This window comes from Polymorphospora sp. NPDC051019, assembly GCF_040683055.1.
Taxonomy (GTDB): Bacteria; Actinomycetota; Actinomycetes; order Mycobacteriales; family Micromonosporaceae; genus Polymorphospora; species Polymorphospora lycopeni.
This window is the reverse complement of the sequence record NZ_JBFBCH010000032.1, coordinates 14,438-36,502: the sequence shown is the minus strand read 5'-3', so window position 1 is coordinate 36,502 and position 22,065 is coordinate 14,438. Positions and strand designations below refer to the sequence as shown.

Here is a 22,065-nt window from a genome sequence, read left to right as displayed (position 1 = left end):
CGCGTCCACGCCGTGTCCACTGTGACGATTCCGGTGCCGGCAGGGGAGGCGCGTGTCCACGCGGAAGGCCGTCGTCGGCTATTGCTCGGTCATGGCGGTGCTCGGCGTCGCCGTGTTCGCCGTACCTCCGCTGCGTCCGGTCGCCTGGGCCCTGGTCGGGCTGGCCAGCCTCGCCGCGGTCCTGCTCGGGGTGCGCCGGCACCGCCCGCGCCGGCGCTACGCCTGGTATCTGATCGGGGCCGGGCTGGCCGTCTTCGCCGCCGGCGACATGAGCTACAGCCTCACCGCCGACTCGCGGGGCTCGGCGTCGGTGCTCGCCGACATCTTCTACCTGGCGATGTTTCCGCTGCTGGCCACCGGGCTGCTCGGCCTGACCCGGATCAGTTCGACGATGCGCGACCGGGCCCGCTTCCTCGACCTGCTGATCTTCACCACCGCCGTGATCTTCCTCGGCTGGGTGTTCGTGATCGGCCCGCTGTTCAACGGCGGGACGCGGGCCGTCGACCGGTCGGCGGCCGCGGCGTACATCTTCGGCGCCCTGCTGGTCTTCGCCACCACGGTCCGGTTGGCGTTCATCGCCCGGCGCAACACGGCGGTGCGGCTGCTGCTGATCGGGGCCACCGGGCTGCTGGTGTCCGATGTGCTCTACGTGCTCGCGTTGCGCGACGGTGGCTGGCCGGACGGCAACCCGGGTGAGATCGGCTGGTTGGTCTTCTACACCGCGTGGAGCGCGGCCGCGCTGCACCCGTCGATGACCGCGCTCACCGAGCCGGCCCAGCCCCGGGCCGCGCAGATCAGCCGGCTCTGGCTCGTCCTGCTCGGAACGCTCGCGCTGGTCGGGCCGGCGGTGCTGCTCCTGCGGGCGCTGGCCGGGCAGCCGCACGACGACGTCGTCATCTCGGTGGTGTCCGGGGTGATGTTCGTGCTCGTACTCAGCCGCTTCGCCGACGTCGCCGACGCACACCGCAGCGCCGTCGGCCGGGAGCGGGGGCTGCGGGTCGCCGGTGCCGCCCTGGTGTCCGCCGCCGGCGCCGACGAGGTGGCCGAGGCGGTCCGGACGACGGTCGCCCGCCTGATGCCGCGCGGCGCGACGCACCGCATGGTCTTCTCCGTCAACCGTTCCGACGGGGTGCCCGCCGCCGCGTTCAGCGTGTGGGGGCACGGGGCGCCGCAGCCCTACCCGATGTCCGGGGCGGCGGCGCTGCGCCGCACCCGGATGCTGCGTACCGGCACCCTGCACCCGGGCCTGGCCAACCAGTTGCGCGACTACGAGCAGACGCTGCTGTGCCCGATGGTCCTCGACGAGGGCGCCGCCGGGATTCCCCGGGTCGGCGCCCTGCTCGTCGCCGCCGAGGCCGAGGTGCTGGTCACCCTGCGCGACGCGCTGGAGGCACTGGCCGCCCAGGCCGCCCTGGCGCTGCAACGGATCAGCCTCAGCGAGGAGATCAACCGGCGCAACAGCGAGGCGTACTTCCGGACCATCGTGCAGACCACGACCGACGTCATCCTGATCGTCGACGACGACCATCGGCTGCGCTACGCCAGCCCGGCGGTCGCCACCGTCCTCGGGGTCGAACCGGCGCCCGGCACCCCGCTCGGCGAGATCGTCGCGGCGGAGACCGGGGTGCCGGTCACCGAACTGCTGGCCCAGGCGCGGGCGTCCGGCGGCCGGCCGGGGCAGTGGGCCGACTGGCGGCTGGTCCGGCCGGACGACACCCCGGTCCAGGTCGAGGCGAGCTATCGCGACCTGCGCCGGGACCGGACCGTACGGGGACTGGTCATCACCCTGCGCGACGTCACCGACCGGCGCCGGCTCGAACACGAGCTGACCCACGGCACCCGCCACGACGCCCTGACCGGGCTGGCCAACCGCACGCTTTTCCACGACCGGGTCAGCGAGGCGGTGGGGCGGGCCAGCGAGACCGGGCGGATCGTCGCCGCACTGATCATCGACTTCGACGATCTCACCGCCGTCAACGAGACCCTCGGCCACACCGTCGGCGACGAGCTGCTGATCGCCGTCGCCCGGAGGTTGACCACGGCGGTCGGCGGGCTCGGCACGGTGGCCCGCAACGGCGGCGACGAGTTCGCCGCACTCGTCGACGACCTGGGCAGCCCGGCCGAGGCGGAACTGGTCGCGGAGCAGGTGATCGCGGCGCTCGCCGAACCGTTCACCATCGACGGCGCGGAGGTCCGGGGCTCGGTGAGCATCGGTATTGCGACCACGGCCGACGCCGCCGACGCCGGCGAACTGCTCCGGCACGCCGACCTCGCGCTCTTCGTGGCCAAGGGCGACGGCAAGCGCCGGTGGCGCCGGTACGAGGCATCCGTACACACCGCGATCGTCGAACGGCTCGAACTGCGGGCCGCGCTCGCCCGGGCGGTCAGCGAGCGTACGTTCACCCTCGACTACCAGCCGATCGTGGTGATGGGCAGCGGTGCGATCCTCGGCTTCGAGGCACTGGTCCGGTGGCGGCACCCCACGCTGGGCTTCGTGCCGCCCGCGGAGTTCGTCGCCATCGCCGAGGAGACCGGGCTCATCGAGGCGATCGGCGACTGGGTGCTGCACGAGGCGGTCCGGGCGGTGGCCGGGTGGCGGCAGGTCCGCGCCGGGCGCGCCACGCCGTACGTCAGCGTCAACGTCTCGGCGCACCAGCTGCGGGCGCCGGCCTTCGTCGACAAGGTGAGCGCGGCACTCACCGCCGCCGGGGTCGACCCGTCCGGTGTGATGCTGGAGATCACCGAGTCGTCGCTGCTGCGCGACGACGACCGGGCCTGGGCCGAACTGGCCGCCCTGCGGCGGATCGGCGTACGGGTCGCCATCGACGACTTCGGCACCGGGTTCTCGTCGCTGAGCTATCTCCAGCGGATGCCGGTCGACGTGCTGAAGATCGACCGGTCCTTCACCTCGACCATCTCCGGCTCGCCCCGGCAGCGGGCCCTGGTGGAGGCGATCGTCGGGCTCGCCGGCACGCTCGGGCTCGAGGTCATCGCCGAGGGCGTCGAGTCGCGGGTCGAACGCGACCTGCTCGGCGATCTGGGCTGCCCGTACGGACAGGGGTATCTCTTCTCCCGGCCGCTGGCCGCGGCGGCGGCGACGGCGCTGCTGAGCGGCCCGACCGCGGTCGTACCGCCGGCCCGCTCGACGCTGCCCGACCGCTCAGGGTGACCGTGGGGCGGACTCCGTCGGGCGGTCCGACGGCACCGGCGCCGCCTCCGTGGGCCGGTCGTCGGGGCCGTCCGCCCGGGTCGGCACCGGGGTGGCCGGCAGGTCCGGGACCGGTGCCGGGGGTCGGGCCGGCACCGTCGGCGTGGCCCGGGCGGTCGGCGTGGCGCTGCCGGTCGGGGCCGGCGGGGTCGGCCGGGCGGTGGCCATCGGGCCGCCGAGCGTGATCAGATACCGGTCGCCGGAGAGTTCGATGGTGCCGGCGGAGCTGCCCGGTGTGGTGGATCGCCCGGCGGCACCGACGGCGAACGGCCCCAGCGCCGGGGTACGCCGGTCGGCCCGGCCGGCGGCGTACACGGTCAGGGTGGGGCCGGCCGGGTCGGTGTCGACGGTGACCGGCCGGGGCCGGCCGTCCCAGCCGGCGAAGACCGAGCCGGGCTCCGGCGGGCCGGGATAGACCACCACCAGGGTGGTCGCCGCGTCCGGGCTGGCCGGCCACTCCACGGTCCACGACGGGGCGTTCGGGCCGGTCGCCGGCACGTCACGCCCGTCGACGCGTACCGTGCCGTAGCGGGCCAAAGGCGGTGCCGGCGGCCCGGACGGCGCCGGGACCGGTGCGGGCGACGCACCGGCGGCCGGGCCGGGGGCGGTGATGGTGACCGGGTGGCTGCGTTCGCTCTCCGGGCCGGTCCAGTTGGCCTGCACCGGCCGCACCGTGTAGGTCCAGGTGCCCGGTGGTACGGCGGCGTCGGTGCAGTTCGAGCCGGTCACGATCTCCTCGCACACGCCCCGGGCGGGCTGTGCCCCGCCGGCGCGGTCGTACCGGGTGATCCGGTAGCCCGACACGTCGTGCCCGGCGACGATCTGGCTGGGTGCCCACCGCACGGTGACCGTGCCGCCGGCCGCGCCGACCTCCGGCCGGTTGCCGGGGGAGAGCGTCACCGCCGTGGTCGACATCGTGGTCGGTTCGCTGGTCACGACCCAGGCGGCCAGGGCGGTCGCGCCACCGGCGAGCACGGCCACCCCGGTTCCGATCGCCACGACGGCGGGAGACGCGGTGAGCAGGCGCCTCATTCGGCGGCGCTGACGCCGGCGAAGGTGAAGCCGAGGGTGAAGGTGGCGCCGGCGCAGGCGGCGGCGGACTCGTTGGTCATCCGGATCGCGCCGGGCAGCACGACGTCCTGCGGTCGGGCCTGGGCGTCGACCAGCACCGGCCGGGTCTGCGGCTTGAGCAGGATGCCGCTGTTGTCGGCGGTGCAGCCCGGCTTGTCGGTGGTGAGCTGCCCGAGGGCCAGGCTGGTCACCGCGACCTTGAACCGGTTGGGGTTGGTGACCCGAAGCCGTACGTCGGCGACCGCGCCGGGGTAGAGCTGGGTCACCGGCTCGGCGGTGGCGGTCAGTGCCTGCACGGACTGGGCCCGGGCGGTGGCCGTACCCGAGCCGGTGACCGACCACGCGGCCCAGGCGACGCTGGCCACGCCGAGGGTGACGACCGAGGCGAGCATGACGATGGCACCGCGCTTGGACAGTCTGATCACGGTGGATCCTCCGGATGGGTGCGGCGCCGGGCGGTGGGCGCGTGGGGGGAGTCGGCGCGGCGCGACGGTCGCCGGCAGCCGCCGGTAGTCTCTTTTCGGGCTCAACCGGACGAATCTCGAGATGGTGATGGTCGGGTCGCTGTCGGCTGGCCGACAGTCCGTCGGGACGGTCAGTCGACCGAACCCTGGAAGAGCGCCGTCCCCATCCGGGCCGCCGGGGTCACCCGGACCTCGATGAGTGACAGGTCGCCGGTCGGGACGCTGAACGTCAGGTCGACCGTCTGCTGCCGGCCCGGCTCGACGACGCCCCGGAAGCCCGGGCCGGCGCCGTCGGCCAGGGTCGCCGGGGTGCGGGCCGCGCCGACGTTCGCGCGTACGACCGCGTCCGACACGTCGAGCGGTTCCGGCCGGCGGTTGGTTATGGTGACCGCGAAGCGTACGGCGGTGGTGTGGCCCGCCCCCGCCGTTCCGGGCAGGACGACCACCGGTTCGCCGGTGGCGACGGTGATCTCCGACGCCAGGGTGAAGGGCTCACCCCCCATCCAGGCGGTCCCCGGCGCGACGGTCAGCGGGATCTCCAGGATGTATCCGGGGGTCGGGCCGGCCGTGCCGGTGGCGGGGCGACCGGTGCCGCAGGCGGCCAACGGCAGCACCAGCATCAGCAGTGCGGTGGCGAGCAACCGGTGACCTGGCACGGACAGCCTTCCCTGGTGGTTAGGGGGGCAGGCCCATCATGCCCGGGAGTGGGAACGCCCTACGGCGGATGCTGGGTTATTTACATGATGTGCACCAGTTTGCCCACCTCTGCCCGGGGAGCCTGATCGCACTGCTAGAGGCGCTGGCCGGGGACGGCGGGGCGGTCGGGTTCCAGTCGATTGCCACCTGATTCCCAACGGCGGGTGCCGTAATGATCCGATGAGACGTACCCGTGCCTTCGTCGTGGGCCTGCTGGCCGCCGCCACCGCCGTCGTCCTGCCCGCGGTCCCGGCCAACGCGGCGCCCTACTGCGACCGGCCGAACCCGCCGCCCATCTGCAACGAGGACCCCGGCGACCCGCCACCTCCACCGCCGCCGCCGTCGGACAAGAGTCCGGTCGGGGCGCTGGAGTCGTACCAGTACCTCGGCGGCGCGCAACTGCGCGTGTCCGGCTGGGCGTCGGACGCCAACGGCGGCCCGGTACGGGTCCGGATCCGGGCGTACAACTACGACTACGGCCTGTTCTACGCCGACCAGTACCACGCCGGCCGGGGCGGCTGGGTCGGCTTCTCGACCACGGTCCCGATCCCCGGCACGTACGGCACGCACGAGTTCTGCGCCTACGTCGAGAACTACCGCGACTGGACGACGCCGGTCGCGGCGGACCGCCTCCTCGGCTGCCACACCTACAAGGTCGAGCCGCCCGCGCCGACCGACCTGACCCTGTCGGCGTCGACCCACTACACCCAGAGCACGGTCCGGATGAGCTGGCTCGACAACTCCTGGAACGAGCAGCGCTACCAGGTCAGCGTCAACTGGATCCGCACCGTCTACAAGGCGTCCGGCCCGCCGGAGCGGATCCCGGAACGCCGCGACTTCTCCGTGGCGGCCAACCCGGGCAGCGGGCGGGTGTACTTCGACGCCACCGGCCTGCCGGCGAACACGTTCTTCAACGTCATCGTGAACACCGTGCAGGACGGCCGCTTCTCACCGGCCGCGACCGGCAGCGTCAAGTCGCCGGAGTGAGCGAAAGCCGTCGGCCCCCGTCCCGCCACTGCCTCGGCGGGGCGGGGGCCGACCCCTGATCCCGTTCGTCGCTCCGCCGGCCCGTTCGTCGCCGGCCCGGCGGCTCAGTCGTTGGCGTGCAGCGCGGCGTTGAGTTCGATGCCGGTGCCGGTGCGCGGCTTCGCCTCCAGCGCGCCGGTGACCGAGTTGCGCCAGAACAGCAGACCGTCCACACCGGACAGCTCGCGGGCCTTGACCACCCGGCCGTCGGGCAGGAGCAGCTTCGAGGCCGCGGTGATGTAGCAGCCGGCCTCGACCACGCAGTCGTTGCCGAGTGAGATCCCGACGCCGGCGTTCGCGCCGATCAGGCTGCGCTCGCCGATGCTGATCCGGTCCTTGCCACCGCCGGACAGCGTGCCCATGATCGAGGCGCCGCCGCCGACGTCGGAGCCGTCACCGACGACCACCCCGGCCACGATCCGGCCCTCGACCATCGAGGCGCCCAGCGTGCCGGCGTTGAAGTTGCAGAAGCCCTCGTGCATCACCGTCGTGCCCGACGCCAGGTGGGCGCCGAGCCGCACCCGGTCGGCGTCGGCGATCCGCACCCCGGACGGCACCACGTAGTCGGTCATCCGGGGGAACTTGTCCACCCCGTACACGGCCAGGTGGCGGCCGGCGGCCCGCTCGACCAGCCGCAGCTCGTCGACCCGGTCCGGCGGGCACGGCCCGGCCGACGTCCAGGCGACGTTGGCCAGCGCCCCGAAGATGCCGTCCAGGTTCAGTTCGTTCGGCCGCACCAGGCGGTGCGAGAGCAGGTGCAACCGCAGGTAAGCGTCGGCGGCGTCCTTGATCGGGTCGGCCAGTGAGCCGATCTTGGTGACCACCACGACCGTACGCAGGCCGGGCAGCGCCCGGTCGCCGGTCGCGCCGGCGAGCCGGCTGTCGTCGGTGTCTGCCGGCCGGGCGCCGAGCCCGAGTAGGCCGGCCGGATACCAGGTGTCGAGCACCTGTCCGTCGGCGGTGGTCGTGGCCAGGCCGATGCCCCAGGCGGGCTGCGTGTTCGTCACGGCCTCGAAGGTACCGTGCGGGGCATGGTGAACCCGCTGACCCCCGAGGTACTGGCCGACCCGGTCGCGCTGACCCGCGCCCTGGTCGACATCGAGTCCGTCTCGCTCGACGAGAAGGAGATCGCCGACCGGGTCGAGGAGGTGCTGCGGTCGCTGCCCCACCTGACCACCCACCGGCACGGGAACACGCTGATGGCGCGTACGGACCTGGGCCGGGCGCAGCGGGTCGTGCTGGCCGGCCACCTCGACACCGTGCCGCTCAACGACAACTTCCCGTCCACGGCCGAGGGCGACCGGATCTACGGCTGCGGGACCAGCGACATGAAGTCCGGGGTCGCGTTCGCGCTCAACCTGGCCGTCACCCTGCCCGAGCCGCGCTACGACGTGACCTACTTCTTCTACGAGGCCGAGGAGATCGAGTCCCGCTACAACGGGCTCAACCTCGTCGCGCAGGCGTACCCGCACTGGCTGGAGGCGGACTTCGCGGTGCTGCTCGAACCGACGTACGGGGTGGTGGAGGCCGGCTGCCAGGGCACCATGCGGGCGACCGTACGGACCCGCGGCCGGCGGGCCCACTCGGCCCGCTCCTGGAAGGGGGTCAACGCGATCCACGCCGCCGGGGCGGTGCTCGACCGGCTGGCCGCCTACGAGGCCCGCACCGTCGAGATCGACGGCTGCACCTACCGCGAAGGGCTCAACGCGGTCCGCATCCACGGCGGTGTGGCCGGCAACGTGGTGCCGGACCTGTGTGAGGTCGAGGTCAACTACCGGTTCGCCCCCGACCGGACGCCCGACGAGGCGCACGCGCACGTACAGGAGGTCTTCGACGGTTTCGAGGTGACGCTGACCGACTCGGCGGCCGGCGCGCTGCCCGGTCTCACCGCCGCTCCGGCGGTGGAGTTCCTGGCCGCGGTCGGCGCGGCCCCGGTCGGCAAGCTCGGCTGGACCGACGTGGCCCGGTTCGCGGCGCTGGGCATCCCGGCGCTCAACTTCGGCCCGGGCGACCCGAACGTGGCCCACGCACCCGACGAGCACGTCGAGATCGGTCTGATCCGCGAGGGAGCCGCCACGCTGCGCCGCTGGCTGGCCTGAGCACCGGCCGGCGGCCGGCCCGCGCCGGCGCCCGGTCAGGTCGTGGCCGGGCCGGGCTCCGGATCGTCGGCGCCGTCGGTCCGGCGCGGCGGCCGGGCGACCTCCACCCGGCGCTGGGCCACCACCTCACGGATTCGGCGCTGCATCTCCCGGCGCTGCCGGATGATCTCCGACCGGGTCATGGAGACACCCCGTCCGGTACGCCGCGCTCGCCCTGCGTGCGGTATTCGCTCATGGCGCTCCTCCCCCCGAAGGCCCCGGCGGCGGTGCCGGGGCGCCGCGCATACGCAGTATGTGGAATAAGAGACGCCGCCACCACCGATTTGGTTGCACCCGGTGCGGATCTTTTTCTCTCCACCGCTGGTGGGCGCGTTCATGCCGCCCGGCGCCGCCAACTACCGTGGGCGTCATGAGCGAGCGGAGCGAGCGAATCGGTTGGCCCAGGTCGGCTCATGGCGGCCGCGAGCGGAGCGAGTGGACGGCATGAGCGAGCGAATCCTTCCCGGCGGGCCGGAGTGGCACCGGGGCCCGGTGACCCTGCGCCGTGACGCGATCCCGCGGGCCACCGCCGACCAGGGGCTGCTCGACTCACGTGGCCGGGGCGACTGGAAGACCCGGGACGCCTGGCGGGCGCTGCGCATCCTGTCGGAGTTCGTCGAGGGCTTCGACAGCCTCGCCGACCTGCCGCCCGCGGTCAGCGTCTTCGGCTCGGCCCGCAGCAAGCCCGACAGCCCCGAGTGCCAGCTCGCGGAGCGGCTCGGCGCGGCACTGGCGCAGGCCGGCTACGCGGTCATCACCGGCGGCGGGCCGGGCGTGATGGCGGCGGCCAACCGGGGCGCGACCGAGGCCGGCGGCCAGTCGGTCGGGCTCGGCATCGAGCTGCCGTTCGAGCAGGGCATCAACGAGTGGGTCGACCTGGGCATCAACTTCCGCTACTTCTTCGCCCGCAAGACCATGTTCGTCAAGTACGCGCAGGCGTTCGTGGTCCTGCCGGGCGGGTTCGGCACCCTCGACGAGATGTTCGAGGCGCTCACCCTGGTGCAGACCGGCAAGGTGACCCGCTTCCCGGTCGTGCTGATGGGCGAGGCGTACTGGCGGGGGCTGCTGGACTGGCTGCGCGACACGCTGGCCGCCGACGGCAAGATCGGGCCGGCCGACCTCGACCTGATCTGCGTGACCGACGACGTGGCGACGGCCGTACGGCACATCGTCGACGCCGACGCGGCGCTCGCCGCCGAGCAGGAGGCGATCCAGGAGACCGCGGCCGCCCAGGTCGAGGCGGCGCGGGCCGAGGCGAAGGCGACCGCCGAGGCGGTTGAGCGGGGGTCGGCGGGGCAGCCGTCGGCGACCGAGCGCCCGGCGGGCCGCTGACCATGGCCGCCATCTGCGTCTTCTGCGCCTCGTCGCGCACCCTGGACCGCCGTTTCCTCGATCTGGCCGACCAGGCCGGGCGGGAGATCGCCCGCCGGGGGCACACGCTGGTCTCCGGCGGCGGCTGTGTCGGCATGATGGGCGCGGTCGCCGACGGCGCCCGGGCCGGGGGTGGCCGTACGGTCGGGGTGATCCCGCAGGCGCTGGTCGACCTGGAGGTCGCCGACACGCACTCCGACGAGCTGGTGATCACGGCCGACATGGCGAGCCGCAAGACCGTCATGATCGACAAATCGGACGCGTTCCTGACCCTGCCCGGCGGCCTCGGCACACTCGACGAACTCTTCGAGGTGTGGACCACCGCGACCCTGGCCATGCACCGCAAGCCGATCGTCCTGGTCGACTCCGACGGCTTCTACGCCGGACTGGTCGACTGGCTGGCCGGCCTGCCGGACCTGCGGTTCGCCAAGGAGGCCGCGATCGACCTGCTGCTCGTCGTCGACTCGGTGCCCGCCGCCCTCGACGCCATCGAGGAACGTCTCGGCTGAGCCGGCCGGCGGCCCGCCGCGCCACGGGTCCTGGGCCGTCGTGGTGTCGGTGCGTCATGGTGAGATGAGCGGATGCAGGCGTACCGGCTGGTCCGTCGGCCGGCCGAGGCCGCGCCGGCGACTGTCCGTGACCCCGGCCACGAGACGGCCGTCGCCCACGTCGACGGGCCGCTGCTGGTGGTCGGCGGGCCGGGCACCGGCAAGACCAGCACCCTGGTCGAGGCGGTCGCCGCCCGGGTCGCGGAGGGCACCGACCCGGAACGCATCCTGGTGCTCACCTTCGGCCGGCGGACCGCCACCGCGCTGCGGCACCGGATCGAGGCCCGCATCGTCGGTGCCGCCGGCCGGGTGGTGCACGAACCCCTCGTCCGCACCTTTCCCGCGTACGCGTTCGGGCTGCTGCGCCGGGCCGCCGCCAGCCGGGGCGAACCGTCGCCCCGGCTGCTGACCGGCCCGGAGCAGGACCTGATCATCCGGGAACTGCTCGACGTGGTCGGCCCCGACGAGGACGGCGACGATCCGTACGGCTGGCCGCTGGACCTGCGGCCGGCGCTGCGCACCCGGGCCTTCGCCGGGCAGTTGCGCGACCTGCTGATGCGGGCGGCGGAGCGCGGCGTCGGGCCGGCGCAACTGGCCCGCCTGGGCGAGCAGCTCGACCGCGCCGACTGGCCGGCCGCCGCCCGGTTCCTGCGCGAATACGTCGCCGTGCTGGCCCTGCGCGACGCGACCACCCGCGGTTCGGTCGCCTACGACCCCGCCGAACTGGTCCGGGCCGCCACCGGCCTGCTCGCCGACGATCCCGAACTGCTCGCCGCGGAACGCCGCCGGCTCGCCCACGTCTACGTCGACGAACTGGCCGACACCGACCCGGCCCAGGTCGAGTTGCTGGCGAGGATCGCCGACGGCGGCCGGTCGCTGGTGGCCTTCGCCGACCCCGACTCGTCGACGTACTCGTTCCGGGGCGCCGACCCGACCATCGTGGCCACGTTTCCGCAGCGGTTCCGCACCGTGTCCGGCGCCCCCGCCGCCACGGTCACCCTGCACACCTCCTACCGGGCCGGTGGCCGGCTGCTCGCCGCCACCAACCGGCTCGCCCGCCGGCTGCGCGGCCCCGCCGGCCACCGGGAGCTGCGCCCGCTGCCCGGCATCCCGCCCGGCTCGGTCGAGGTGCGCACCTTCCGGTCCGCGACCAGCGAGTCGACGTACGTCGCCCACGCGCTGCGCGAGGCACACCTGGTCGACGGCGTGCCGTGGTCGCGGATGGCGGTGATCGTCCGCTCCACCGCCCGCCAACTGCCGTCGCTCCACCGGGCCCTGCACGCCGCCGCCGTTCCCACCGTCGTGCACTCCGAGGACCTGCCGCTGCACCTGCAACCGGCGGTGGCCCCGCTGCTGCTGTTGCTGCGCTGCGCGCTGGAACCGGACCGGCTCGACGAGGAGGCGGCGGTGGCGCTGCTGCACTCGCCGCTGGGCGGCGCGGACCCGCTCGCCGAGCGGCGGCTGCGCCAGGGGCTGCGGGCCCTCGCGCTGGCCGCCGGCGACCGGCGGCCCTCCGGCGAGCTGCTGGTCGAGGCGCTGCGCGACCCGACCGAGCTGGTCGCGGTCGAGCGCCGCTGGGCGGCGCCGGCACAGACGGTCGCCGCCCTGCTCGGCACCGCGCGCGAGGCCGCCGCCGCACCCGGGGCGACCGCCGAGGACGTGCTGTGGGCGGTGTGGCGGGCCACCGGGCTCGCCGAGCGGTGGCACGGGCTCACCTCGCGCGGCCCGGTGACGCCCGGCGAGCCGGACACCGTACCCCGGATGCGGGCCGCGGCCGCCGACCGCGACCTCGACGCGGTCGTGGTGCTGTTCGACACCGCGGCCCGGTTCGTCGACCGGCTGCCCGGGGCCCGCATCGAGGTCTTCCTCGACCACGTGCTCGGCCAGCAGCTGCCGGCCGACACGCTCGCCCCGAGCGCCGACCGCGGCGAGGCCGTACGCCTGCTGACCGCCCACGCGGCCAAGGGACTGGAGTGGGACCTCGTGGTCGTCGCCGGGGTGCAGGAGGGGGTCTGGCCCGACCTGCGGTTGCGCGGCAGCCTGCTCGGCTCGGAGCGGCTGGTCGACGTGCTCGCCGGCCGGGCCGCCGGAGCCGGCACCGCGGCCGCGATGGCCGGGCAGTCGGCGGCCATGCTCGCCGAGGAGCGCCGCCTCTTCCACGTCGCGGCGACCCGGGCCCGGCGGCGGCTGCTGGTCACCGCGGTCGCCTCCGCCGGGGCCGGCGGCGGCGCGGACTACGAGGAACAGCCGAGCCGTTTCCTCTACGAGCTGGGCGCCGGCACCGTGGACCCGCCGACCGGCGACGGTTCTGGCGGTGCCGGCCCGCGTCGCGACGGGCCGGACGACGACGGGTCGGCCGGGTCCGGCGCGGCCGGGGACGGTCCGGGCGGGCCGGGGCCGGGCGGGGACGGTGCGGGCGGACCCGGGCCGGACGGCGACGGGCTGCCCGGCGACGGGCCGGACGGGGCCGGTGCCGGCGGGGCGGACGACGATCCGGTGGAGCTGCCGGTCAGCCGGCCGCCCCGGGCGCTCACCCTGGCGGCGCTGGTCGCCGAGCTGCGTACCGCGGTCACCGATCCTTCGACGGCGCCGGACCGGCGGCGGGCCGCCGCCGCCGAACTGGCCCGGCTCGCCGCCGCCGGCGTGCGCGGCGCGCATCCGGACGACTGGTGGGGGCTGCGCGCGCTCTCCGACGACCGGCCACTCGTCGACGAGGGCGAACCGGTGAAGGTCACCCCGTCCTCCATGGAGAGTGCGCTGCGGTGCAGCCTGCGCTGGCTGCTGGAGAAGCACGGCGGAAGCGCGCCGGCCGGGGCCGCGCAGGGCGTCGGCAACCTGGTGCACGCCGCGGCGATGCTCGCCGAGGACGCCACCGCCGACCGGGCACAGCTCCTGGAGTACGTCGCCGCCCGGTTCGACGCCATCGACCTGGCCGCCCGGTGGATGGCCGGCCCGGAGCTGACCCGTGCCGAGGCGATGGTCGACAAGCTGCTGCGCTGGCTCGCCGGCAACCCCCGGCGGCTGCTGGCGATCGAGCACGAGTTCGCCGTACGCCTCGACGATCCGACCCGTCCGGTGGACCTGACCGGCCGGGTCGACCGGCTGGAGGTCGACGCCGACGGGCGGCTGGTCGTCATCGACCTGAAGACCGGCAAGTCGACCTCGGTGACCGCCGCCGAGTTGGCCGAGCATCCGCAGCTCGGCGCCTACCAGGCGGCGGTCGAGGCGGGCGCGTTCGCCGAGTTCGGCGACGAGGCCGGGGGAGCCGCCCTGGTCCAGCTCGGTACGTCCACGAAGGATGCCCGGGAGCAGGGCCAGGAGGCGGTCGGCGAGGCCGAGGACGCCGGCTGGGCGCGGGCGATGGTGCGCCGTACGGCCGAGACGATGGCGGCCTCGACGTTCTCCGCGGTGGCCAACTCGAAGTGCCGGGTCTGCCCGGTGCGGACGAGCTGCCCGGTCTCCGGCAAGGGCCGCCAGGTGGTCGAGCCCCCGACCCCACGCAAGCCGGAGACCAACCCGTGACCGAGCGGAGCGAGGGAGCCATCAGGCGCAGGTTCATACACGGTGGCGCCGAGCGGAGCGAGGTGACGCCGTGACCCAGCCTTCGTTGTTCGCGGCGGCGCCGGCGCCCCGGCGGGCGCCCGACGCCGGCCCCCGTTACACCCCGCTCGAACTGGCCCGGCTGCTCGGGCAGCGGCACGCCCCGACCCTGGAGCAGTCGGAGATCATCGCCGCGCCGGTCGAGCCGCTGCTGGTCGTCGCCGGTGCGGGGTCGGGCAAGACGGAGACGATGGCGGCCCGGGTGGTCTGGCTGGTGGCCAACGACTACGTGCGGCCGGAGCAGATCCTCGGCCTCACCTTCACCCGGAAGGCCGCGGGTGAGCTGGCCCACCGGGTGCGTACCAGGTTGGGGCAGTTGGTCCGCCGGCTCGGCCGGGAGGGGCGGGATCCGGCCCGGGATCTGCTCGGCGGCGAGCCGACGGTGGCCACCTACCACTCGTACGCGGCGCGGGTGGTCGGCGAGCACGGGCTGCGGGCCGGCTACGAGCCGTCGACGCGGCTGCTCACCGAGGCGTCCCGCTGGCAGATCGTGGACATGGTGGTCCGCAACCACGACGGCGACATGTCCGATGTGGACAGGATGCCGAGCACGGTCACCGACGCCGTACTCGCGCTCGCCGGCGAGCTGGCCGAGCATCTGGTCACCCCGGACGAGCTGGCCGCCTGGACCGGGCGCTTCTTCGCCGACGTGCAGGATCCGCCGGGCAAGGTCTACGCCGACGTACGCAGGTCGCTGGCCGTCCAGCAGTTGCGGCTCCGCCTGCTTCCGCTGGTCCGCGCCTACGAGCAACGCAAGCAGGACTTCGAGGCGATGGACTTCGGCGACCAGATGGCGCGGGCCGCCCGGGTCGCCCGCGACCACCCGGAGGTCGGCGCGATCGAGCGGGAGCGGTTCCGGGTGGTGCTGCTCGACGAGTACCAGGACACCAGCCATGCCCAGGTGGTGCTGCTGCGGTCGCTGTTCGGCGGTGGTCATCCGGTCACCGCGGTCGGCGACCCGTGCCAGTCGATCTACGGTTGGCGGGGGGCGAGCGCGGGCACCCTCGACCGGTTCCCCGGTGACTTCGCGACCGCCGACGGCCGTCCGGCGCGTACGTTGACGCTGACCACGAGCTGGCGCAACCGGCCCGAGATCCTCGGCGTGGCCAACTCGCTGTCCGCCCCGCTGCGGGTCGCCGGGGCCCGGGTCGCCGAGCTGGCGCCCGCGTTCCGGGTCGACGAGCCGATCGTGGGCAGGACCGCCCGGGGCCGGCCGGGCCGCACCGTCCACTGTGCGCTGACCGAGACCTACGTCGACGAGGCGGCCTGGATCGCCGACGGCATGCTGGCCGCCTGGCGGGGCGCGGCCGGGATGCCGGACGCGTTGCCCGAGCACATTCCGCTCGACCGCCGGCCGACGAGCGCCGTACTGGTGCGGCTGCGCAGCCAGATCCCGCCGATCGAGGCGGCGCTGCGCGCGCGTGGCCTGCCGGTCGAGGTGGTCGGTCTCGGCGGCCTGCTGGACACCCCCGAGGTACGCGACGTCGTCTGCACGCTGCGGGTGCTGGCCGATCCGACCGACGGCCCGGCCCTGTTGCGGCTGCTCACCGGTGCCCGCTGGCGGATCGGTCCGCGCGACCTGGTGGCGCTGCACCGGCGGGCCAAGGTGATCTCGGCCGCCCGCCGCGAGCTTTCCCGGGCCGATGGCGAGCCGGAGATCGTGACCGACCGCCTCGACGACGCGACCCTGGTCGAGGCGCTGGCCGACCTCGGGCCGGCGCAGACCTACTCGGCGGAGGGGTATGCCCGGCTGCGGGCGTACGGCCGGGAACTCGCCCTGCTGCGCCAGCGGCTCGACCAGCCGTTGCCCGACCTGATCGCCGACGTCGAGCGGACCATCGGGCTCGACGTCGAGGTGGCCGTACGCGCCGGTGCCGGCCGGGGCGGTGACGCCGGGCTGGCCCGTGGCCATCTCGACGCGTTGGGCGACGTCGCGGCCCGGTTCACCAGCGACACCGACGGCGCGGCGCTGCCCGGCTTCCTGGCGTTCGTCGCGGCGGCCGAGGACGAGGAGCGCGGGCTGGCTCCCGGTGAGGTCGAGGTGGTCGAGGGGGCGGTGCAGATCCTGACCGCCCACGCCGCCAAGGGCCTGGAGTGGGACGTGGTCTCGGTGGCCGGGCTGACCCGGGGGGTGTGGCCGGGCCAGGTCCGCGCCTCCGACCACCATCTCGCCGGGCTCGGCGTGCTGCCGTTCCCGCTGCGTGGCGACGCCGACGGGCTGCCCCGGCTCGATCTCGACGGCGTGCGGGACCAGCGGGCGGTGCACGCGGCGTTCGGCGAGTTCCAGCGGAGCTGGCAGGAGCACGACGAGCGGGAGGAGCGGCGGCTGGCGTACGTCGCCGTCACCCGGCCCCGGCGGCTGCTGCTCTGTTCCGGTTTCTGGTGGGGGGACGGGGTGCGCAGGGCACGTGGTCCCTCGGTGTTCCTCGACGAGATCCAGGAGCGCTGCCGGGCCGGTGACGGCGTGGTCGACGAGTGGGCGCCGGAGCCGGCGGGGGACGCGGTCAACCCGACCACGGAGATGGTGCTGCGGGCCGAGTGGCCGGCCGATCCGCTGGGTGCCCGCCGGCCGGCGATGGCGGAGGCCGCCGCACTGGTCCGGCGGCTGATGATCGAGGAGGCCCCCGCCGGGGACGTGCCGGCGGCGCCCGGGCCGGATGCTGCCGGGGTCGAGGAGCCCGGTCCGCCGGGCGTACCGGGTGCGGGTGAACCCGACGGTGGGGGCGACCCCGTCGTGCGGCGGTGGCGGCGGGAGGTCGGCATGCTGCTGGCCGAGCGGGAGCGGCTGTCCGGCGCCGGCTCGCGGGAGGTGGCACTGCCCGGCCACCTGTCGGTGTCGCAACTGGTGGCGCTGCGGCGCGACCCGCAGGCGCTGGCCCGCCGGCTGCGCCGGCCGATGCCGGCCCGACCCGACCCGTACGCCCGCCGGGGCACCGCCTTCCATGCCTGGCTGGAGCAGCGGTTCGGGGCCGGCCGGCTGTTCGACGTCGACGACCTGCCCGGTGCGGCCGACGAGGACGCCGCCCCCGACGAGGCGCTGGAGTTGTTGCGGCAGCGGTTCCTGGAGAGCGGGTGGGCCGACCGGGTGCCGTACGAGGTCGAGGTGCCGTTCGCCACGGTCGTCGCCGGGGTGGTCGTACGCGGCCGGATGGACGCCGTCTACGCCGACCCGGGCGGCCGCTACGACGTGGTCGACTGGAAGACCGGCCGCCAGCCGACGGGTGCCGAGGCAGCCGCCGCGGCGGTGCAGTTGGCGGCCTACCGGCTGGCCTGGGCGGAACTCGCCGGAGTGCCGGTCGAGCACGTCCGCGCGGCGTTCCACTATGTACGCGACGGGGTGACGGTGCGGCCGGCGGACCTGCTCGACGCGGCGGGGCTGACCGAACTCGTCGCCTCCGTGCCCGAGGCCACATCGTGACCTTCGCCGGGATCTGCCAGCATTGCCGTTTGTTGCGTGTTAGGCTGCGGACGTTGCTGCTTTGGTTCCCATGACCATGTTGATTGGTCCCAGCTCTGTGCGCGCCCGTGGGATTGCGACCGCGGGCGCCATTTGTTGTGTCCGGAGTTTCCGGCGGGGCGATCACGACCGCGACGACAATCCGCGCGTCCGGCGCGGACAAACACATCGGATCCCGCAACCGTGCGGGGCCGACCGTTCCGTCAAAGGAGACGAGACACAAATGGCAATTGGCACTGTCAAGTGGTTCAACGCCGACAAGGGCTTCGGGTTCATCACCCCCGACGGCGGCGGCGCCGACGTCTTCGCCCACTTCTCGGCGATCCAGAGCTCGGGCTACCGCAGCCTCGACGAGAACCAGCGCGTCGAGTTCGACGTGACCCAGGGTCAGAAGGGCCCGCAGGCGGAGAACATCCGCCCGCTCTGAGTGGCTCTGTCGACCGGCCCGCGCCATCGGCGCGGGCCGGTCGTGTATCGGAATCGATTACGCAGCGTGACCGCCGGGTGGCGTCCGTGCCGCGTCTTTCTAAGGAATTCACCGAATCGCGTCTGATCGGCGACTGCATCCGGCACTCCGGTACGTAATGCTGTGAACTGGGGGATTCATCGGCGACCGGGGGGTGCCGATGACCGGGACAGGCGGTGGGGGAGGACGTGTGGAGGCGGGTGTCGGCACCGGTGCGGTGCGGGAAATCCTGGTGGTCGTGGGGGTTGCGGTGGGAGGTCTGCTACTCGCCGTAGTCGCAGCGTTCGCGCCCTGGTACAACGTGTCGGCCGGTCCCGGCGAGACGGAGGTCGTCGAGATGCGCGCGCCGGCCGGGCGCGTCGTCGGCGATCTGGCCACCTCGCCCGACGTCGGCTGAGGCGACCCGGCGGGTGGGGTTCGCGGCCGGGTGTTTCACTAGTGGAGATGTCCGCAGAGCCCCCGCCGCCGCAGCAGCCCCGATCCTCGTCGGGGCCGGACTGGTCGGCGGGTGCGGTCACCCGGCTGACCGTCCCGGCGCAGGCGCCGCCGTCGCCGCCGCCACCGCCGGCCGATCGCAGCGGGGCTGATCGGCGCCGGCTGTGGCTCTTCGGTGGTGCCGCCGCCGCGGTGCTGGTCGTCGGCCTCGTCGTGGTCCTGGTGATGGCGCTGTCGGGCAACCCGGATCCGTTCCGCCCGGACCCCGGTCCGGTTGTCGATGCCCGGCCGCCGCTGGCCAAGCTCTGTCCGGCGCCGACCGGATCGCCGCCGGCCGATCCGGCTCCCGCCGAACCGCTTCCGCCGGTGAGCGGGAACCGGACCGTCGACACCGAGGCCGGTATCTCCTATCGGGCCTACGACGCGCCGTGGCAGCCGTGGAACACGGTGTGGAGCGCCGGCTCGCTGGAGGTGCCGTACAAGGTCGGTCAGCACTTCGTCACCGAGCGGCAGTACAACGGGTTCAGCGACTACCACGCCTCGATCCTGTCGGCGGCGGTGCCGGCGGCCGACAACGACGCCCTGTCGGTCAACATCGAGTGTGTCGGCCGGCAGGTGGCCGCCGACGTCCGGGCGGAGTACTACCCGCAGCCCAACCGGATGGAGATGATCCGCGACGAGCGGGCCGTCGTCGGTGGCCGGCCGGCGTGGGTGACGGTGTTCCGGCTGCACTTCACCCAGCCCGGCCTGCGGGCCACGAACGAGTTGGCCGCGGTGGCCCTGATCGACGTCGGCCGGCCGACCGCCGCGATCCTCTACATCTCGATCCCCGGCACCCACCGGCAGTACGACTACGTGGTCGACGACGCGCTCGCCTCGGTCCGCCCGCTCTGACGCCCTGCCCTGTCCCGGTGGAGGCTGGCGTTCAAGGCCCTCATTTCCTATCGTGCTTATAGGAGTTCGGGTGGGCTCCCGGCGAGGGGGGACACGATGGCGGAGACGGTGGCGGTCGTCGGCGGTGGTTGCAGCGGCGTGCTGGTCACCCGGGAACTGTTGCGATGTACCACCGGCAGGGTGCTGCTGGTCGACCCGGCCGACGCACCCGGCCGCGGGCTGGCGTACGGCCCCGCCCACCCCTGGCATCTGCTGAACTCCCGGGTCGGGGCGATGAGTGCCGACCCTGACTCCGGCACCGACTTCCTCGACTGGTGCCGGCGCCGGCACCCGGCCGCCGGCCCCGACGACTTCGTGCCCCGGGAGTGGTTCGGCGACTATCTGCAGGAGACGCTGCGGGACGCCACCACGGTGAGCGGCGGCCGGCTGCGGGTGCACCGGGCCAGGGTCACCCGCATCACCACGGGCGACGGCCCACCGGACACCGCGCGGGTGTCGATGGTCGGGCTGGAACTCGACGACGGCGGTCGGCTGCACGCCGACCGGGTCGTGCTCGCCATCGGGCATGCCGCGCCGGCCGACCCGTGCCGGATCGACCCCGCCGTCCGGGACCACCCGGGCTACATCGCCGACCCCTGGCGTCCGGCGGCGCTCGCCGGGGTACCCGTCGACCGGCCGGTGCTACTCGTCGGCACCGGGCTGACCGCGATCGACGTGACGCTCAGCCTGATCCGGGCCGGGCATCGCGGACCGATCGTCGCGGTGTCCCGGCACGGTCTGCTGCCCCGGATGCACCGCCGGCGCGGCATGCCGTTCCGCCCGCCCGCGACGCTGCCCGAGACCGCTCCGTCGCTGCGTGGCCTGGTCCGCCAGTTGCGCGCGCAGGTCGCTGGCGGCGCCGACTGGCGGGCGGTGGTCGACGGGCTGCGGCCGCGGCTCGACGCCCTGTGGGCGGACCTGCCGGCCGACGACCGCGACCGGTTCCTGCGCCACCTGGCCCGGCACTGGGAGGTGCACCGGCACCGGATGGCGCCGGCCGTCGCCGACGAGGTGGCCCGGCTACGCGTCGCGGGCCGGCTTGAGGTGCGGTCCGCCGCCGTGCGCGGGGTGGCCGCGCATCCCGACGGTGGCCTGCTGGTCGCCCTCGATCCCGGCTACGACCGCGTCCCCTTCGGCGCGGTGGTCAACTGCACCGGACCGGGGGCGCTGCCCGGCTCGACCGACCGGTTGGTCGGCGCGCTGATCGCCGACGGGGTGGCCCGACCGGGGCCGTACGGTCTCGGGCTGGACGTCGACGACGACGGTGCGGTGGTGGGCCGCGACGGGCGTCCGGTACTTCCACTATGGACGTTGGGTCCGCCGCGGCGGGGCCGGTTCTTCGAGACCACGGCCGTACCCGAGATCCGGGCCCAGGCCCGCGAGCTGGCGGTGCGGCTGGCCGCCGGTGCCGGCGCCGGGCGGACCACCGGCCAGGTGGCCGTGCCGGCGTGAGATCCGGCGCTACCGGATATCCCTATTCAACTGGTAGACATGATCGGCTGGCGGTCGTCAGCGAGGCACCGGCGACGAGAGGCGGCGCGATGACCTTCCACTGGTTCCTTCCCACGTCCGGTGACAGCGACCAGGTCGGCGCGGCGACGGTCACCACCGGAGCCGCCCGGCACGACCGGACGGCGACGGTCGAATACCTCGGCGCGGTCGCCCGGGCCGCCGAGCAGGCCGGCTTCGCCGCCGCGTTGACGCCGGTCGGCTCCGGCTGCCCCGACCCGTGGATCGTGTGCAGCGCGGTCGCCCAGCACACGACGACGCTGCGGATGCTGGTCGCCGTACGGGCCGGGTTCGCCCTGCCGACCCTCGTCGCGCAACAGGCCCAGGCGTTCCAGGCGATCTCCGGCGGCCGGCTGGCGATCAACATCGTGACCGGCGGCGACCCGGCCGAGCAGCGGGCGTACGGCGACTTCCTGGGCCATTCGGCCCGCTACGCGCGTACCGCCGAGTTTCTCCAGGTGTTACGCCTGGCCTGGGCCGGGCGACCGTTCGACCACAGCGGTGAGCACTACCGGGTGGAGGCCGGCGGGCTGGCGGTGCCGCTCACCGACCCGCCGCCGATCTACTTCGGCGGCGCGTCCCCGGCGGCCGAGGCGGTGGCGGCCCGGTTCGCCGACGTGCAGTTGATGTGGGGCGAGCCACCGGCGGCCATCGCCCACCGGGTGGAGCGGATCCGGCGGCTGGCCGCCGGACACGGACGTACCCTGCGCACCGGCATCCGGCTGCACGTCATCGCCCGGGAAACCGCGGCGGAGGCGTGGGCCGAGGCGGACCGGCTGCTGGCCGGCATGGACGCCGACCGGATCGCCGCCGCGCAGGCCCGGTTCGCCCGGATGGACTCGGTCGGTCAGGCCCGGATGACGGCCCTCAACGAGGGCACGACCACCGGGCTGACCATCGCGCCGAACCTCTGGGCCGGCGTCGGCCTGGTCCGCGAGGGCGCGGGCACCGCGCTCGTGGGCAGCTACGACGAGGTCGCCGCCCGGATCGACGAGTACGCCGCGCTCGGGGTGGACGAGTTCGTCCTGTCCGCCTGGCCGCATCTGGAGGAGGCCGTACGGGTCGGCCGGCACGTGCTGCCGCGCACCGCCGCCGGTCGGGCCGCCGCGACCCGAGTCGCGGTCTCGGCCGCGACATGACGCG

The 22,065-nt window shown here is 74.5% G+C and carries 17 protein-coding genes; 12 read left to right on the top strand and 5 right to left on the bottom strand.

All coding sequences use genetic code 11. The features are described from left to right. The first annotated feature begins 52 nt into the window (after positions 1-52). On the top strand, positions 53-3,169 hold the full coding sequence (locus tag AB0M79_RS33810; protein ID WP_364222038.1) for an EAL domain-containing protein: 3,117 nt from the start codon (positions 53-55) through the stop codon (positions 3,167-3,169). Here the strand turns inward: AB0M79_RS33810 and AB0M79_RS33805 are convergent. The 3 genes from AB0M79_RS33805 to AB0M79_RS33795 form a co-directional block, all read right to left on the bottom strand. Beyond that, a complete protein-coding gene (locus AB0M79_RS33805; protein WP_364222035.1) occupies positions 3,161-4,240 on the bottom strand; it encodes a hypothetical protein in 1,080 nt (359 codons plus the stop codon). The two genes, AB0M79_RS33810 and AB0M79_RS33805, sit on opposite strands and share 9 nt — an antisense overlap. Beyond that, complete coding sequence (locus tag AB0M79_RS33800) at positions 4,237-4,704, bottom strand: hypothetical protein (RefSeq protein WP_357533321.1); 468 nt, start codon at positions 4,702-4,704, stop codon at positions 4,237-4,239. Before AB0M79_RS33800 ends, AB0M79_RS33805 begins: the two co-directional genes overlap by 4 nt. 170 nt (positions 4,705-4,874) lie before the next feature. Further along, entirely contained in the window at positions 4,875-5,399 is a 525-nt protein-coding gene (locus AB0M79_RS33795; RefSeq protein WP_364222032.1) for a hypothetical protein, read from the bottom strand. A 220-nt stretch (positions 5,400-5,619) separates the two neighbouring features. Between AB0M79_RS33795 and AB0M79_RS33790 the strand changes: the two genes are divergently transcribed. After that, complete coding sequence (locus AB0M79_RS33790; RefSeq protein WP_364222029.1) at positions 5,620-6,426, top strand: hypothetical protein; 807 nt, start codon at positions 5,620-5,622, stop codon at positions 6,424-6,426. Positions 6,427-6,530: 104 nt separating this feature from the next. On the opposite strand, the gene dapD is transcribed toward AB0M79_RS33790, so the two are convergent. Further along, a complete protein-coding gene (gene dapD, locus AB0M79_RS33785) occupies positions 6,531-7,472 on the bottom strand; it encodes a 2,3,4,5-tetrahydropyridine-2,6-dicarboxylate N-succinyltransferase (protein ID WP_364222026.1) in 942 nt (313 codons plus the stop codon). A gap of 24 nt (positions 7,473-7,496) precedes the next feature. Between dapD and dapE the strand changes: the two genes are divergently transcribed. Then, positions 7,497-8,564 carry a succinyl-diaminopimelate desuccinylase gene (dapE, locus tag AB0M79_RS33780; RefSeq protein WP_364222023.1) on the top strand — a complete coding sequence of 356 codons (1,068 nt, stop codon included), beginning with the start codon at positions 7,497-7,499 and terminating at the stop codon, positions 8,562-8,564. Between the two features lie 35 nt (positions 8,565-8,599). Here the strand turns inward: dapE and AB0M79_RS33775 are convergent, their stop codons facing one another. Beyond that, positions 8,600-8,746 carry a hypothetical protein gene (locus tag AB0M79_RS33775; protein WP_357533312.1) on the bottom strand — a complete coding sequence of 49 codons (147 nt, stop codon included), beginning with the start codon at positions 8,744-8,746 and terminating at the stop codon, positions 8,600-8,602. 301 nt (positions 8,747-9,047) lie between these two features. Here AB0M79_RS33775 and AB0M79_RS33770 point away from each other — a divergent pair, with 301 nt between their 5' ends. The 9 genes from AB0M79_RS33770 to AB0M79_RS33730 all read left to right on the top strand — a co-directional run bounded on the left by AB0M79_RS33770 (position 9,048) and on the right by AB0M79_RS33730 (position 22,061). Beyond that, positions 9,048-9,935, top strand: a complete 888-nt coding sequence (locus tag AB0M79_RS33770) for a TIGR00730 family Rossman fold protein (protein WP_364222019.1) — start codon at positions 9,048-9,050, stop codon at positions 9,933-9,935. A gap of 2 nt (positions 9,936-9,937) precedes the next feature. Continuing rightward, a complete protein-coding gene (locus tag AB0M79_RS33765) occupies positions 9,938-10,483 on the top strand; it encodes a TIGR00730 family Rossman fold protein (RefSeq protein ID WP_357533309.1) in 546 nt (181 codons plus the stop codon). A 72-nt stretch (positions 10,484-10,555) separates the two neighbouring features. Next, entirely contained in the window at positions 10,556-14,044 is a 3,489-nt protein-coding gene (locus tag AB0M79_RS33760) for an ATP-dependent DNA helicase (RefSeq protein WP_364222015.1), read from the top strand. A gap of 70 nt (positions 14,045-14,114) precedes the next feature. Then, complete coding sequence (locus AB0M79_RS33755; protein ID WP_364222012.1) at positions 14,115-17,540, top strand: UvrD-helicase domain-containing protein; 3,426 nt, start codon at positions 14,115-14,117, stop codon at positions 17,538-17,540. A 262-nt stretch (positions 17,541-17,802) separates the two neighbouring features. Next, complete coding sequence (locus AB0M79_RS33750; RefSeq protein WP_091595283.1) at positions 17,803-18,006, top strand: cold-shock protein; 204 nt, start codon at positions 17,803-17,805, stop codon at positions 18,004-18,006. A gap of 229 nt (positions 18,007-18,235) precedes the next feature. Next, on the top strand, positions 18,236-18,442 hold the full coding sequence (locus AB0M79_RS33745) for a hypothetical protein (protein WP_364222009.1): 207 nt from the start codon (positions 18,236-18,238) through the stop codon (positions 18,440-18,442). A gap of 47 nt (positions 18,443-18,489) precedes the next feature. After that, positions 18,490-19,374 carry a hypothetical protein gene (locus AB0M79_RS33740; protein WP_364222006.1) on the top strand — a complete coding sequence of 295 codons (885 nt, stop codon included), beginning with the start codon at positions 18,490-18,492 and terminating at the stop codon, positions 19,372-19,374. 96 nt (positions 19,375-19,470) lie between these two features. Beyond that, positions 19,471-20,865: an FAD/NAD(P)-binding protein gene (locus AB0M79_RS33735; protein ID WP_364222003.1), complete on the top strand. Its 1,395-nt coding sequence runs from the start codon at positions 19,471-19,473 to the stop codon at positions 20,863-20,865. 89 nt (positions 20,866-20,954) lie between these two features. Beyond that, on the top strand, positions 20,955-22,061 hold the full coding sequence (locus AB0M79_RS33730) for an LLM class flavin-dependent oxidoreductase (protein WP_364222000.1): 1,107 nt from the start codon (positions 20,955-20,957) through the stop codon (positions 22,059-22,061). The last annotated feature ends 4 nt before the right edge of the window (positions 22,062-22,065 follow it).

Coding starts and splice junctions, on each gene's coding strand:
- AB0M79_RS33750 (WP_091595283.1), top strand. CDS start 17,803: ATGGCAATTGGCACTGTCAAGTGGTTCAACGCCGACAAGGGCTTCGGG.
- AB0M79_RS33790 (WP_364222029.1), top strand. CDS start 5,620: ATGAGACGTACCCGTGCCTTCGTCGTGGGCCTGCTGGCCGCCGCCACC.
- AB0M79_RS33775 (WP_357533312.1), bottom strand. CDS start 8,746: ATGACCCGGTCGGAGATCATCCGGCAGCGCCGGGAGATGCAGCGCCGA.
- AB0M79_RS33760 (WP_364222015.1), top strand. CDS start 10,556: ATGCAGGCGTACCGGCTGGTCCGTCGGCCGGCCGAGGCCGCGCCGGCG.
- AB0M79_RS33730 (WP_364222000.1), top strand. CDS start 20,955: ATGACCTTCCACTGGTTCCTTCCCACGTCCGGTGACAGCGACCAGGTC.
- AB0M79_RS33770 (WP_364222019.1), top strand. CDS start 9,048: ATGAGCGAGCGAATCCTTCCCGGCGGGCCGGAGTGGCACCGGGGCCCG.
- AB0M79_RS33805 (WP_364222035.1), bottom strand. CDS start 4,240: ATGAGGCGCCTGCTCACCGCGTCTCCCGCCGTCGTGGCGATCGGAACC.
- AB0M79_RS33765 (WP_357533309.1), top strand. CDS start 9,938: ATGGCCGCCATCTGCGTCTTCTGCGCCTCGTCGCGCACCCTGGACCGC.
- AB0M79_RS33740 (WP_364222006.1), top strand. CDS start 18,490: ATGTCCGCAGAGCCCCCGCCGCCGCAGCAGCCCCGATCCTCGTCGGGG.
- AB0M79_RS33735 (WP_364222003.1), top strand. CDS start 19,471: ATGGCGGAGACGGTGGCGGTCGTCGGCGGTGGTTGCAGCGGCGTGCTG.
- dapE (WP_364222023.1), top strand. CDS start 7,497: ATGGTGAACCCGCTGACCCCCGAGGTACTGGCCGACCCGGTCGCGCTG.